At 63.7% G+C, this 12,934-nt stretch carries 12 protein-coding genes; 11 read left to right on the top strand and 1 reads right to left on the bottom strand.

Features of this window, described 5'->3' with window-relative positions; translation table 11 throughout:
* Window positions 1-63: 63 nt before the first annotated feature.
* Window positions 64-1,217, top strand: a protein-coding gene (locus AB5Y80_RS19520) for an IS3-like element ISAeca4 family transposase (protein ID WP_139739419.1) whose coding sequence is annotated in 2 segments (ribosomal slippage) — window positions 64-301 and window positions 301-1,217 — 1,155 coding nt in all. Because the reading frame shifts where the segments join, the coding sequence is not laid out codon by codon here.
* A gap of 122 nt (window positions 1,218-1,339) precedes the next feature.
* Window positions 1,340-2,224 carry a 6-pyruvoyl tetrahydropterin synthase family protein gene (locus AB5Y80_RS19515; protein WP_368173407.1) on the top strand — a complete coding sequence of 295 codons (885 nt, stop codon included), beginning with the start codon at window positions 1,340-1,342 and terminating at the stop codon, window positions 2,222-2,224.
* A 70-nt stretch (window positions 2,225-2,294) separates the two neighbouring features.
* Here the strand turns inward: AB5Y80_RS19515 and AB5Y80_RS19510 are convergent, their stop codons facing one another.
* The gene (locus tag AB5Y80_RS19510) at window positions 2,295-4,307 is read right to left on the bottom strand and encodes a methyl-accepting chemotaxis protein (protein ID WP_039038974.1); all 2,013 of its coding nucleotides are present in this window, start codon (window positions 4,305-4,307) and stop codon (window positions 2,295-2,297) included.
* Between the two features lie 256 nt (window positions 4,308-4,563).
* Between AB5Y80_RS19510 and hinT the strand changes: the two genes are divergently transcribed.
* From hinT to secF, 9 genes are all read left to right on the top strand, one after another.
* Entirely contained in the window at window positions 4,564-4,914 is a 351-nt protein-coding gene (gene hinT, locus AB5Y80_RS19505) for a purine nucleoside phosphoramidase (protein WP_010674343.1), read from the top strand.
* Window positions 4,914-6,335 (top strand): COG3014 family protein, encoded by a 1,422-nt coding sequence (locus AB5Y80_RS19500; protein ID WP_368173406.1) that lies wholly within the window; start codon window positions 4,914-4,916, stop codon window positions 6,333-6,335. The genes hinT and AB5Y80_RS19500 overlap by 1 nt, the downstream gene beginning before the upstream one ends.
* Window positions 6,336-6,403: 68 nt before the next feature.
* Entirely contained in the window at window positions 6,404-6,802 is a 399-nt protein-coding gene (locus AB5Y80_RS19495; protein WP_322146473.1) for a YcfL family protein, read from the top strand.
* Window positions 6,802-7,398, top strand: coding sequence for a penicillin-binding protein activator LpoB (gene lpoB, locus AB5Y80_RS19490; protein WP_010674346.1), 597 nt, complete (start codon window positions 6,802-6,804; stop codon window positions 7,396-7,398). The genes AB5Y80_RS19495 and lpoB overlap by 1 nt, the downstream gene beginning before the upstream one ends.
* The gene (locus AB5Y80_RS19485) at window positions 7,388-8,251 is read left to right on the top strand and encodes a phosphotransferase (protein ID WP_368173405.1); all 864 of its coding nucleotides are present in this window, start codon (window positions 7,388-7,390) and stop codon (window positions 8,249-8,251) included. The genes lpoB and AB5Y80_RS19485 overlap by 11 nt, the downstream gene beginning before the upstream one ends.
* Before the next feature lie 51 nt (window positions 8,252-8,302).
* The gene (locus tag AB5Y80_RS19480; protein ID WP_368173404.1) at window positions 8,303-9,163 is read left to right on the top strand and encodes a DUF6279 family lipoprotein; all 861 of its coding nucleotides are present in this window, start codon (window positions 8,303-8,305) and stop codon (window positions 9,161-9,163) included.
* Between the two features lie 106 nt (window positions 9,164-9,269).
* Window positions 9,270-9,737 carry a hypothetical protein gene (locus tag AB5Y80_RS19475; protein ID WP_368173403.1) on the top strand — a complete coding sequence of 156 codons (468 nt, stop codon included), beginning with the start codon at window positions 9,270-9,272 and terminating at the stop codon, window positions 9,735-9,737.
* A gap of 149 nt (window positions 9,738-9,886) precedes the next feature.
* Window positions 9,887-11,689 (top strand): protein translocase subunit SecD, encoded by a 1,803-nt coding sequence (gene secD, locus AB5Y80_RS19470; RefSeq protein ID WP_029314367.1) that lies wholly within the window; start codon window positions 9,887-9,889, stop codon window positions 11,687-11,689.
* A 109-nt stretch (window positions 11,690-11,798) separates the two neighbouring features.
* The gene (gene secF / locus AB5Y80_RS19465) at window positions 11,799-12,713 is read left to right on the top strand and encodes a protein translocase subunit SecF (protein ID WP_029314368.1); all 915 of its coding nucleotides are present in this window, start codon (window positions 11,799-11,801) and stop codon (window positions 12,711-12,713) included.
* The last annotated feature ends 221 nt before the right edge of the window (window positions 12,714-12,934 follow it).

The raw sequence follows: 12,934 nt of genomic DNA, 5'->3' as shown, positions 1-12,934 counted from the left end.
TGAATCGCCCCTACTTTCCTAGACACCTCAAGAGCCTCAAACTGAGGTCAATCAGGAGGTGTTATGAGCAAGCAGCAACGTTACACGGAAGAATTCAAACTGGCCGCCGTCAAGCAGGTGACTGAGCGCCATTACCCAGTGGCAGAGGTCGCTGAGCGACTTGGTGTTTCCAGCCACAGTCTTTACGCCTGGATCAGGCGCTACAGCCAGCCCGCCGTGCAGCAACAGCATGACTCCAGCCAGCAAGCCGAAATTCGGCGCCTCAAGGCTGAACTGCGCCGCGTCACCGATGAGCGAGATATCTTAAAAAAGGCCGCCGCGTACTTTGCCAAGCTGTCAGGGTAAGGTACGCCTTCATCCGGGTGCACGCGTCCACACATCCCATCCGCCGACTGTGTCGGATGATGAATGTCCACCCGAGCGGTTATTACGCCTGGCAGCACCAGCCTTTATCTGCCCGCGCACTTGAAGACCAACGCCTCCTGGGCCAGATCAAGCAATGTTGGCTAGAAAGCGGGGGCGTCTATGGCTATCGCAAGATCCGGGATGACCTGCGAGAGATGGGCGAGACCTGTGGGAAACACCGGGTGGCGCGATTAATGCGTCATGAAGGTTTGCGTTCACAAACCGGTTATCGTCGCCGTCCCGGTCATTATGGTGGCCGGCCAACGGTGGTTGCACCGAATCATCTTGAACGCCAGTTCGATGTGACTGAGCCAAATAAGGTCTGGGTAACGGACATCACTTATATTCGAACCCATGAAGGCTGGCTCTATCTGGCCGCGGTATTGGATTTGTTTTCACGACAAGTCATTGGTTGGTCAATGGGGCCACGGATCGACCGAGAGTTGGCCATCAGCGCGTTACTGATGGCAGTGTGGCGACGGCGACCCGAGCAGGAAGTGCTGGTTCATTCTGACCAAGGGAGCCAGTTTAGCAGCTATGACTGGCAGGATTTTTTGCGGGAGCACCGGCTCAAGGCCAGCATGAGCAGACGTGGCAATTGCCATGATAACGCGGTGGCGGAGAGTTTCTTCCAACTCCTCAAACGCGAGCGGATCCGACGTAAAACCTATGCAGATCGGGAGGAGGCCCGGCAGGATGTGTTCGATTACATTGAAATGTTTTACAACCCCAAGCGTCGGCACAGTTTCAACAATGGGCTATCGCCAGTAGAGTGTGAAAAGCAATATTTCGAACGGCTCAAAAGTGTCTAGAGAAGCCGGGGCGATTCAAAGCGGCTTGGCAATGGATCCTGATAGAAATCAATCATTCCTTTGCCGATAATCCGGGGTCATAATATCGCAAACTGCACTTTCTCTGTAGCAAGGCCTGAGTAATGAAGTTATTTGTTAGAGATTTGACTGTGATCGATTCCAGCTATTTATGCGAGCGCCGCGGCATGGTGGGCGAGAGCTGGCTGGTGGACATCGAGATGAGTGGCGAGCTCAACGAGATGAGCATGTTGCTGGACTTCGGTCGGGTGAAGAAGCTCATCAAGTCGATCATCGATGAAGAGGTGGATCACAAGCTGCTGGTGCCGACGGAATGTCCCCTGGTCCATGTCCACGCGCTGGACAACGACGAGAGCACCGTGGATCTGCTGCGTCCGGGTCGCGCCATTCACCTGCGTTGCCCGGCCCAGGGCTTTGCCTTCATTCCGGCCACCCAGGTGGATAAAGAGTCGGTGACCCGCTATCTGCTGGGGGTACTGGCCAAGCGCCTGCCCGGCAACATCAAGGATCTCTCCCTGACGTTGCGCCAGGAGCGCATCGAGGGCGCCTTCTACCACTACAGCCACGGCCTCAAGAAGCACGACGGCAACTGCCAGCGCATCGCCCACGGCCACCGCTCTCCCATCGAGATCCTGGTGAACGGGGAGCGTGACGAGGAGCTGGAGTTCAACTGGGCCGAGCGCTGGGCCGACATCTACCTGGGCACCGAAGAGGACAGGGTGGCCCTTGGCGAACTCGCCCTGAGCGAGCGGGCCGAGGCGTCACTGAAAGAAGGGGACGCGCACTACATCGGCTTCAAGTACGTGGCGCCCCAGGGGCTGTTCCAGCTCGCCATGCCGGCGGCGGAGGTGGAGATGATCGATACCGACACCACCATCGAGCTGCTGGCCCACTACATCGCCCGCGAAGTGAAGAAGCAGGTAGGGGACAAGTTCGTCAAGATTGTCGCCTATGAAGGGGTCGGCAAGGGCGCCATCGCCTACGCCTGATCCCGCGCCGCATGCCAGTAAAAAACAAGGCCCCGCCAATGCGGGGCCTTGTCGTATCGGGTCGTGGCCATCAGGCACTGAGGCGGAAGCGCTGGACCAGCCCCTCCTGCTGCTCGGCAAGGGAGTCGAGCTGCTGGCTGGTCTCGGCGACCCGCTCTATGCCCTGATAGTTGAGATCCGAGATGTCGGAGATGCGGTTGAGGTTGGTGGCGATGTCGGCGCTGGTGGCCTGCTGCTGCTCGGCGGCGGAGGCTATCTGGCTGGACATGTCGCTGATGAGCACCACGATGCCCTGTACCTCTTCCATGGCGTTGTTGGCCTGGGAGCTCTGATCCACGCAGCTGTCCATCTCGCGGGAGCACTCCTGCATCACGTTGACCGCCCGGGCGACGCCTTGCTGCAGGTTCTCGATCATGGTCTGGATTTCGCTGGTGGACTGGGCGGTGCGCCCGGCCAGGTTGCGCACCTCGTCGGCCACCACCGCAAACCCGCGTCCCTGCTCGCCGGCGCGGGCCGCCTCGATGGCGGCGTTGAGGGCCAGCAGGTTGGTCTGCTCGGCGATGCCGCGGATGACGTCGAGGATGTTGCCAATCTGGCCGCTCATGGCGCTCACGTCGCCAATCACCTTGCCGGTCTGCTGCAGCTTGCCCGCGAGCTGGTGGGTGGTGGTGATGTTGCCTGCCATCACCTTGCGCCCCATCTCGGAGGCTTTCTCCACATCCTGCACCCGCTCCAGGGTCTGGTTGGCGGCCTGGGCCACCTCCCGCACCGAGGCCTCCATCTGGGTCATGGCGGCGGCGACCGAGGCGGTCTCCTGACGCTGTTTCTCCAGATCCGCCCGCACCGATTCGGTGGTGTGGCGGTTGTCGTGGGCGGCGCTGTTGAGCTGGGTCGACGCCTGGGAGAGCTGCTTGAGCACATCCCCCATCTGGTGGATCAGCAGGTTGATCTGGCTGGCGAGCTGGCCGAATTCGTTCTGGCTCTTGAAGCCGACCCGCTGGGTCATGTCGCCCTGGGTCACCTCGGTCAGCACCCGCAGCAGCTCTTTCAGGGGGCGGCGGATGGCCTTGCCCAGGGTGAAGGCCACCAGGATGGCGACGAAGATGGCGATGGCGATGCTGATCCCCTGGGTCAGGGTACTCTGGGTCTGCACCCGATCGGAGGCCTGGATGCTGGCGTTCATCAGCTGCTGGCTCTGGGCGGTGATCCCCTCCAGCTTGTTCTGGATGTTGAGGATGAGCTGGCTCGCCTGCTTGCTCTGCTCGCGCATGGCCTGCTGCTGCTTCATCAGGGCCAGGTATTGGGAGAGCACGCCGTCATTGCCCGTGGTGTCGCGCACGAAGCCATGGACGTAGTGGCCCATGTTGTTGTCGAAGTCCTTGAGCTCCCCCTGGAGATCCTTGATGGTGCTGTTGAAGCCCTCGATCTGCATCTTGTTGCGCTTGAGCGCCGCCTCGATGGGGGCGGGGATGCTCTGGTTGAGGGCATCCATGGTGGAGAGCTCGATGGCGGAGAGCTTGGTGGTCAGGGTCTCGGAGAGCATCTTGATGAAGCTGTCGTCGATGGTGACCATCATGTCCCCCAGGTTCTTCTTGAACTGGGGCAGGCTGACCTGGAACTGGCCCTTGGCCTGATTGACCTTGTGCAGCCGGGTGAGCAGGGCCTCGTGTTCGCCGGGCAGGGTCTGGGTCAGTTGCAGGTAGTCATCCACCAGCTTGACGAGGGCAGTCATGTCCGCCTGCAACTGGGGATGAACCGCCACCTGCTGCTTGAGGCTGGCGACCATCTTGTCGACCTGGCCCTTGGCCTGTTGCAACTCGGCCACTTCCGCAGGCAGTTGCTTGAGATCCTGCTCGGTCAGCACGTCGGTGAGCCATTTGTTGGCGCTGAGCAGGCTTATCTGGGTCTGGCTGCTGGCGAGTACCAGCGGCATGGACTCCTGGGTCACCTGATCCAGGGCGCCGCTGAGTTCGCTCTGGCCGCGAAAGGTCAGTACCGCACTGGCGACCATGACGGCGACCAGGATGGCAAAGCCCAGATAGACTCTCTGTAAGATCGAGAGGTCTGACATTGTTTGTTTCATTATTGTCCCGCTGTCTGTGCAAAAGTCCCTTGCCTGAGTACCCCGTCCCTTTGATACCCTGCATGCCCCGAAGGGGATGCCGTTGTGGTTCGCGGGACGTCTCCTCGCTATCGGTATTCTTCACAATAACTGAAGCAATTGGGACAACGGCTGTGCCAAATGTCGGCTTGTGTCACACTTGGCGCGTTGCGGCGGCCTGTTTGGGAGCCGCTTGAGCTTTGTATTGAATTTTCTTTTTCCTATAAAGGAGTTACCCATGGCGCAAGAAACCATTTTCAGCAAAATCATCCGCAAGGAGATCCCCGCCGACATCCTTTATCAAGACGATCTGGTGACCGCGTTTCGCGACATCCAGCCCAAGGCCAAGACCCATATTCTGATCATTCCCAACGTGCTCATCCCCACCGTCAACGACGTGGAGCCGGATCACGAGCTGGCGCTGGGCCGGATGTTCACCGTGGCCCGCAAGCTCGCCAGCGACGCGGGCATCGCCGAGGACGGCTACCGCCTCATCATGAACTGCAACCGCCACGGCGGGCAGGAGGTCTATCACATCCACCTGCACCTGGTCGGTGGCGAGCCCCTGGGACCCCTGCTGAGCCTGTGATGCGCCTCGTCCCGTCGACCGGCCTGCTGTTGGCCGGTCTGCTGCTGGGGGGCTGTGCTTCCCAGTGGAAAGATATGTTCGTCTCCTACTCGGATCAGATGGTGCCCTTGCGCAACCAGCTGCTGCTGGGCCATGCCGCCGAGGCCCTGCCCGAGGTGCGCGAATCGACCCCGGGAGACGACACCTTCGTGCTCGACCAGCTGGAGAAGGGGCGCATCGCCTGGCTGGCGGGTCAGGACGGCCCCAGCAAGCAGGCCTTTGCCGCCGCCGACAGCCGGCTTGCGTGGGAAGACAGTCAGGCCGAGTACCGCCTGAGCCAGGGACTGGCCCAGGCGGGCAGCCTGCTCACCAACGATCAGACCCTGGCTTACCAGGCGCCCGATTACGAGCGCACCATGTTGCACCACTATCTGGCGCTCAACTACTTGCAGCGCGGGGATGCCGACGGCGCCCTGGTAGAGGTGCGCCGTGCCAACCAGGTGCAGGAGCAGGCCCTTAAACGGCGGGCTGACGAGGTGCGCAAGGCCGCGCAGGAGGGGGAGCAGGAGGACGAAGCCGGGGAGATGCGCCAGCTGATGTCGCGCGGCGCCCCCGAGCTCGATCGCCTGATAGGCCAGGTGAAAAACGGTTTCCAGAACGCCTATACCTTCTATTTCTCCGGCGTGCTCTACGAGGCGGCCGGGGATCTCAACGATGCCTGGGTCGATTACCAGCGCGGCTATCAGATAGCGCCGGACAACCAGAGCCTGCAGGATGCCTTGCTGCGCCTGGCCCGGCTTCGCGGCTCTCCCGAGGAGCTCAAGGAGACCGAGCAACGGATGGGCCGCAAGGCGCCGCCCTTGGCTAAGGATCAGGGCCAGCTGGTGGTGCTGTTTGAAGATGGCCTCATCCCGGCGCGCCGGGAGCTCTTCCTGCCGCTGCCCATCTCCACCTCCAGCGGCGATTTTCGTACCTTTACCGTGGCGGTTCCCTATTACGACAATCGGGCCAGCGACGGCGCCCCGCTCACCCTGTCGGTGGGCAAGGGGGTGGCGCAGACCAGCGAGCTGGTGAGGCTGGAGGCGCTGGCGGCCAAGGATCTGCAGGAGCGGCTGCCCGGCATGCTGACCCGGCAGGCCCTGCGGCTGGTGGCCAAGGAGCAGGTGCGGCGCACCGCCGCCAAGGAAGGAGGGGATGTGGGCAACATCCTGGTGGGGATCTACAACACCCTCTCGGAGCGGGCGGATACCCGCAGCTGGTTGACGCTGCCCGCCAAGGCCTCGAGCTGGCAGGGGATGGTCCCGGCCGGGAACGTCACCCTGACCCTGGGGGCGGGCAGCGCCATGCGCACCCTGCCACTCAGCGTCCACGCCGGGCGCACCACCCTGGTGTGGGTACAGCGCCTTGGGAGCGGGCTCACGACCCGGGTGATGCCCCTCTAGGGGGAACCGGATATGGCAACTCAGATGAATGACCGGTCGGGCCGACGGCCACCGGCAAGGAGAGCAAGATGAAAGCACAAGGGTTGGCCCTGGGCCTGGTTCTGCTGCTGACGGGCTGTGCCACCAATACTTCCGGCGTGGCGCTCTATGGCGCGGCCGGTGAGGCGGCGGTGGCCGAGCAGCATCAAAACGTCAACGTCACCCTGACCGAACTCAGCCGGCGCCAGCAGAACGGCCTGTTGCAGGTCAACGTGGCGGCGGCCAGCACCCAGCGTGGTGACAACAGGCTGCAATATCTCTTCTACTGGTATGACGACGCGGGGCAGGAGGTGGCCAGCGATGGCCGCGGCTGGACCCCCCTCAAGCTGCATGGCTACCAGACCCGCACCCTGTCCGCCCTGGCGCCGAGCCCGGCTGCACGGGGTTACCGGATTTACGTTCGCGAAGTGATGGAGGAATCCTACTGATGAAAATGAATCATGCCCTGCTGATCCTGACCGGCGCCCTGCTGCTGGGCGGCTGCTCCAGCACCACCGTCAGCTATGGCGATCCCACCGAGACCGAGACGGTGACCGTCGATTACGGCTCCTCCGACTTGCAGGCCATCGCCGACAAGATGGCGGATTCCATGCTGGCGTCCCCGGCCACCAGCGAGATCACCGCCGGGGGCCGCCCGGTGATGTTCATGGACTCCATCCGCAACAAGACCTCGGAGCACATCGACACCGAGGCCATCACCGACACTATCCGCACCAAGCTGCTGCGCTCGGGCAAGTTCCGCTTCGTGGACATGAGCAAGGTGGCGGCGGTCAAGCAGCAGCTCGAATACCAGCAGGGCAGCGGCATGGTGGACCCCGCCACCATGGTGCGGCTCGGCAAGCAGACCGGTGCCCGCTACATGGTCTATGGCAACCTCGCCAGCATCGTCAAGGACAACGGCAAGGTGAAGGACGTCTACTACCAGATGACCATGAACCTGATGGATGTGGAGAACGGCGAACTGCTGTGGGCCGATCAGAAAGAGATCCGCAAACAGGCCAAGAAGTCCACCTTTGGCTGGTGAGGACCCGCGGGGGCAGGGGGATCTGGCGGAGCTGGCGCTCCTCGCCAGCCTGCCGGCGCCCTGGGATCAGGGGCGCCTTGAGCCGCTGGGCCAGGGCCTGACCAACGGCAACTACCGGCTCTGTCTCCCCACTGGCGAGCAGGCCTTCCTGCGCCGCGGTCATCCGGATCCGGTGCGCCTTGGCATCGACCGGGCCACCGAGTGGCAGCTCTACCGGGGGGCGGTGGGGCAGGGGCTGGCGTTGCCCTGTCATCACGGCGATCCCGCCACCGGCCTGATGCTGCTGGCGTGGTGCGACGAACCCAACTGGGCCGAGCAGGCGCCGCCTCTCGCCGCGCAGCCCCGCCTGATGGCGGATGTGTTGGTGCGGCTGCACCGCCTGCCGGTGCCGACCGTGGTGATGGCGGTGCGGGCCCACAGCGGCGGTTATCGGCAGCGTCTGGCCCATATCCCTCCCTGGCTGCCCGCTCTGGAGCGGGCCCTGCTCGCGAGCCGGGAGCCGGACGACTGCTGGCTCCCTTGCCATCACGATCTCAATCCGGCTAACTTGTTGGGGTCGCGGCCCTGGGTCATCGACTGGGAGTACGGCGCCGCCGGCCATCCGGGGTTCGAGGTCGCCAGCATCCAGCGCACCCACGGCTGGAGCGAAGAGCAGCGGTGCCAGTTGGAGAGCTGCTATCTTGAAGCCATGGACGGGGCAGCGACGGGGCTGGGGCACCGGGGATTCCAGGCCGACGCCTTCCTGCCCTGGGTCGATTACATCGGCCTGCTGTGGGCGCTGCTGATGGCCGAACAGCAACCCGGGCCCGAGTATCAGGCCCTGATCGACATCAACCGCCAGCGCCTGGAGTGATGCCCGGCAACGGCCCGCGCGACGCGTGTATTCAATGAATGGGAGGCATGCATGGTGACCACATTCTCATGGCGTCAACCGCGTAGCTGGAGCCTGCTGCTGCTCTGCCTGCTGCTGACGGGTTGCGCCACCCGGGTGATCTACTACTGGCTCGACTCGGCCATCGTCTGGCAACTGGACGACTACTTCTCCCTGGATCGCAGCCAGAAGAAGCTGCTGGACCAGGAGGTGAAGGGGCTGATGGCCTGGCACCGGCAGCATGAGCTGCCCATCTATGCCCGGGATCTCGACGCCCTGGCCAAGGCGGTGGCCAGCCCCATGAGCCCGGCCCAGGTGACCCTGCATCTGGACAGAACCCAGGCGAGCCTGACCCGTACTCTGGAGAATGCCATTCCCCGCACGGTGCGCCTCGCCAGCACCCTGACTGACGAGCAGGTGGCTCGCTTCATGGCCGATAGGGTGAAGCGCCAGCAGGAGCGCCAGCACGATTTTGCCACCCAGTCGAAGGCCGAGATGATCAAGGGCTTTCGGGAGAAGATGAACGAGCGCCTGGTGTTCTGGATTGGCAAGGTGAAACCGGCCCAGGAGCCCCTCATCACGCAGTGGGCCGAGTGGCAATACGAGATGATGGCCCCCTGGCTCGACTTTCAGGAGGCCTGGACCAAGGAGCTGGATCGGCTGATGAAACAGCGCCAGAGCCCGGATTTCGGCCAGGAGCTGACCCGCTTGCTCCAGCAGGGGGACGGCCTGATGGATGGCCGCTTCACCGGCTACACGGACCAGTCCCGCCAGCGCACCATCCAGTGGCTGAGCGATCTCAGCCACTCCATGGATCTCTCCCAGCGGGCCCACCTCTACACCCTGCTCAAGGACTATGCCGAGGACTTCGAGGGCATGACCCGCAGCCGCTGAGGACGCGATGAGACAACACAAGGGCGGCGGGCCCGGGGCCTGCCGCCCTTGTTCTTGTGGGGCAGGCTGTGGTAGCTTGCCCTTTCTATTGTGTGGGAATTAACTTTTGAACCTGACCGACAACGTGAAACTGGCGGCGATGACCCTGCTCATCACCCTCGCACTGTTGTTCTCTACCCTCTCGGTGGAGGGGGTCAAGGTACCCGCGTTCCAGCCCTCGGCCCAGCAGGCCCACTCGCTGGTGGAGGGGGCGGCACCTGCCGACGCAAGCCCGGCGGCCCACGGCGTCAGCGGCAGTGACGATGGCATCGTCAAGTTCGTCGGCTCCCACCAGAATCACCTGCTGCGCCTCGAGCACTCCCTGAGCCGCGATCATCAGCCCGGCAGCGTGGTCTACGAGCTGGTGATGAGCTGGTCCCAGCAGGCGATCCTGCTGCTGCTGTGCGGCCTGCTGTTCTATGCCGCCCTCTTCTACCCGGGGACGAGCTTTCGCGATCACTTCGCCGGCATTCACAGGCGCCGCCTGCAGCGCCGGCATCTGCAGTACCGCTTCGCCCAGAGCTTCCTCGCCTGACCCCGATGGGGTCAGCTTGCCACCTGTTGCCTCATCTTCTCTCTGTTGCTGTTCACTTTTAGTGAACGGCTAGGCTGTCTTGTTTCATTTTTTTTGCACGGCGCGACCCCGGTGTCGCCCCTTGCCATCGCCTGACAGAGGCCGATTTCATGAGAAAAAAGAGTCATACCGTGTTGAACCGCATGAGCCTGTGGCAGTACGCCCTGTTGCTGCTGATGCTGGTCACGTTCGCGTTCTATTCCCTGCCCACCTTCTTCGGTGAGCAGCCCTCCCTCGGTCTGCACGGCCAGTCGCGCCTGAGCGACGCGCAGCGCACCCTGCTGGCCGAGAACCACATCGACCCCCTCAAGCAGATCGCCCAGGGTGGCCGGATGGCGCTGGTGTTCGCCAGCCAGGGGGAGCAGCAACTGGCCAAGCAGTTGCTGGAGCAGCAGGGGCTGGACAGCGCCGCCCTGACCCTGGAGTTCTACTCCAACGCCCCGGCCTGGATCAGCCGGCTCGGCGCCGATCCCATCAAGCTCGGGCTGGACCTGCGCGGTGGCTCCCAGCTGCTGATCGGGGTGGACGTGGATTTCGTCATCGACAACCAGACCAAGAACCTGGTGGATACCCTGCGCACCCGTTTTCGCGAGGCCAACCTGCGGGGGGCCAGCGTGATGCGCACCGCCCAGGGGAGCGTGGCCGTCACCCTGCCCGACGTGGCGGGGCAGGAGGCCTGGCTCTCCATCATCAAGGAGAGTGCCGGTACCCGCCAGGATCAGTGGACACTGAGCCGTTCCGGCAACGCACTGACCCTGGTGCTGAGCGACGCCGAGCGCACCCTGCTGGTGAACAACGCCGTGACCCAGAACCTGTCGATCCTGAAAAAGCGGATCAACGAGCTCGGCATCGTCGAGGCCTCGGTGGTACGTCAGGGGCAGGACGGCATCCGCATCGAGCTGCCGGGGGTGCACAACCCCAAGCAGGCGAAAGAGGTGATCGGCGCCACCGCGTCCCTGGCCTTCTATGAAGCCAAGGCCGACAGCCGCTTCTTCATGGCGGATCGCAGCGGCCAGGCAGTGGGGCTGGCCCGCCAGCCGGTGCTGAGCGGCGAGCACATCGTCGATGCCCGCGCCAACATGGGGGAGATGGGGCAGCCCCAGGTCAACATCGTGCTCGACACCCTGGGGGGGAGCAAGATGAACCAGTTCAGCCGCCAGCACGTGGGCAAGCCCATGGCCACCGTCTTCACCGAGTACAAGACCAACGCCGAAGGCAAGCTGCGCGCCCGAAGCGAGGTGATCAACGTCGCCACCATCCAGACCGCCCTTGGCAACCAGTTCCGCATCACCGGGATTGGCAGCCTGCCCGAGGCCCAGGAGCTTGCCATGCTGCTGCGGGCCGGGGCCCTCACCGCGCCGCTGAAGATCCTAGAGGAGCGCAGCATAGGCCCGACCCTGGGTCTGCAGAACATCGAGGCGGGCTTCACCGCCCTGGCGTTCGGCATGGCGGGCATGATGCTGTTCATGATGGCCTGGTATCGCAAGTTCGGCTGGGTCGCCATCACGGCGCTGGTCGCCAACCTGCTGATGCAGGTGGGCATGCTGGCGGTATTGCCTGGCGCCGTGCTGACCCTGCCGGGGATCGCCGGTCTGGTGCTCACCGTGGGCATGGCGGTGGACACCCATGTGCTGATTTTTGAGCGGATCAAGGATCGGCTGCGGGAGGGGGGTAGCCTTGCCAACGCCATCGACTTTGGCTATCGCTCGGCGTTTCGCACCATCTTCGATGCCAACATCACCACCCTCATCTGCGCCGTGGTGCTCTATGCCATCGGCTCCGGGCCGCTGCAAGGCTTCTCCATCACCCTGATCCTGGGGCTCATCTCCAGCATGGTGACCGGCATCTGGGGCACCCGCGCCATCATCAACCCCCTGTGGGGCAACAGCCGCGCCAAGCTGCTGAGGGTATGACCATGAACCGACTTCATCACCATGACGCCGCGCCCGTGAGTCTGCATGACCTGCGCACCGACCGCTTCCTGCCGGGAAGCCTGTACCACCTGACGTCGAGGGAAGAACAATGCTGAGAATGATCCTGGCCATGGGGCTGACCCGCTGGCGCTATATCGGGCTGTGGGCCTCCGTGCTGCTGACCCTGGCCTGCGTGGCCGTCCTTGCGACAAAAGGGCTCGCCCTCGGGCTCGATTTCACCGGCGGGATCCTGCTGGAGTTTCGCATCCAGACCCTGAAGGAGGCCCATGAGCTCAACGCTCTGCTGACGGCGCCCCTGGCGGGGGTGGTGGAGCTGCACGGCGCCGGTGTACCCGGCGAGTGGCTCATCAAGCTGCCCCCCCACGCGCTGCCCTGGGCGGCGGAGGATCTGGCGACCATGCTGGGGCAGCAACTCGCCCTGCCGGTGGAGCTCTTGCGCACCACCATCGTTGGGCCCCAGGTGGGCGCGGAGCTGTTCCAGCAGGGGATGCTGGCGGTGCTGGTGGCCTCGCTCGCCATCTCCGCCTACCTGGCGGTGCGCTTCGAGTGGCGCCAGGCCATCGGCATCCTGGTGTCGGTGCTGCACGACGGTCTGGTGGCCATCGGGCTGCTCGCGCTCTTTGACATCGAGTTCGACCTCAACGTCATCGCGGGCCTGATGGCGGTGATAGGCTACTCCCTCAACGACAGCATCGTCATCTCGGACCGGCTGCGGGACTTGCTGGGGTCGCGTACCCGCATGGGGATCCACGAGTGCTCGGACGTGGCCATCAAGGCCACCTTCAGCCGCACCATGATCACCTCGGGCACCACCCTCTTCACCGTGGGGGCCCTGCTCCTGTTCGGCGGCGACGCCCTCTACGGCTTCTCCTTCACCCTGTTCGCGGGCATCCTGGTGGGGACGCTCTCCTCCATCACGGTGGCCTCCACCGTGCAGGAGCTGCTGGGGCTCTCCCCCCAGGCCTACCAGAAAAAAGAGGAGGAGCTGGCCGAGGCGGCGTGACCGGCGAGCGCCCCGTCACGGGGCACATGGGCGGCCAGTGCGGCCGCCCCGGGCAAAAAAGGAAGGCGAATGCCTTCCTTTTTCCATTCTGCCAGAGGGGGGCGGCGGTCCCGAAGGCCGGGTTGGGGCGGCGGGTGTGACGCGGCCGAGCAGAAGTTGAAAAGTGTAATGAAATGCATGTTTTAGGCGCTATTTTCGGGGCCCGCATCGGCTACACTGGC

Source organism: Aeromonas sp. R2-1 (assembly GCF_040908425.1).
Lineage (GTDB): Bacteria > Pseudomonadota > Gammaproteobacteria > Enterobacterales > Aeromonadaceae > Aeromonas > Aeromonas caviae.
This window is presented reverse-complemented; position numbering and strand designations above follow the sequence as displayed.

Coding starts and splice junctions, on each gene's coding strand:
- AB5Y80_RS19495 (WP_322146473.1), top strand. CDS start 6,404: ATGAAAGCACAAGGGTTGGCCCTGGGCCTGGTTCTGCTGCTGACGGGC.
- secF (WP_029314368.1), top strand. CDS start 11,799: ATGCTGAGAATGATCCTGGCCATGGGGCTGACCCGCTGGCGCTATATC.
- AB5Y80_RS19515 (WP_368173407.1), top strand. CDS start 1,340: ATGAAGTTATTTGTTAGAGATTTGACTGTGATCGATTCCAGCTATTTA.
- hinT (WP_010674343.1), top strand. CDS start 4,564: ATGGCGCAAGAAACCATTTTCAGCAAAATCATCCGCAAGGAGATCCCC.
- AB5Y80_RS19510 (WP_039038974.1), bottom strand. CDS start 4,307: ATGAAACAAACAATGTCAGACCTCTCGATCTTACAGAGAGTCTATCTG.
- lpoB (WP_010674346.1), top strand. CDS start 6,802: ATGAAAATGAATCATGCCCTGCTGATCCTGACCGGCGCCCTGCTGCTG.
- secD (WP_029314367.1), top strand. CDS start 9,887: ATGAGAAAAAAGAGTCATACCGTGTTGAACCGCATGAGCCTGTGGCAG.
- AB5Y80_RS19500 (WP_368173406.1), top strand. CDS start 4,914: ATGCGCCTCGTCCCGTCGACCGGCCTGCTGTTGGCCGGTCTGCTGCTG.
- AB5Y80_RS19480 (WP_368173404.1), top strand. CDS start 8,303: ATGGTGACCACATTCTCATGGCGTCAACCGCGTAGCTGGAGCCTGCTG.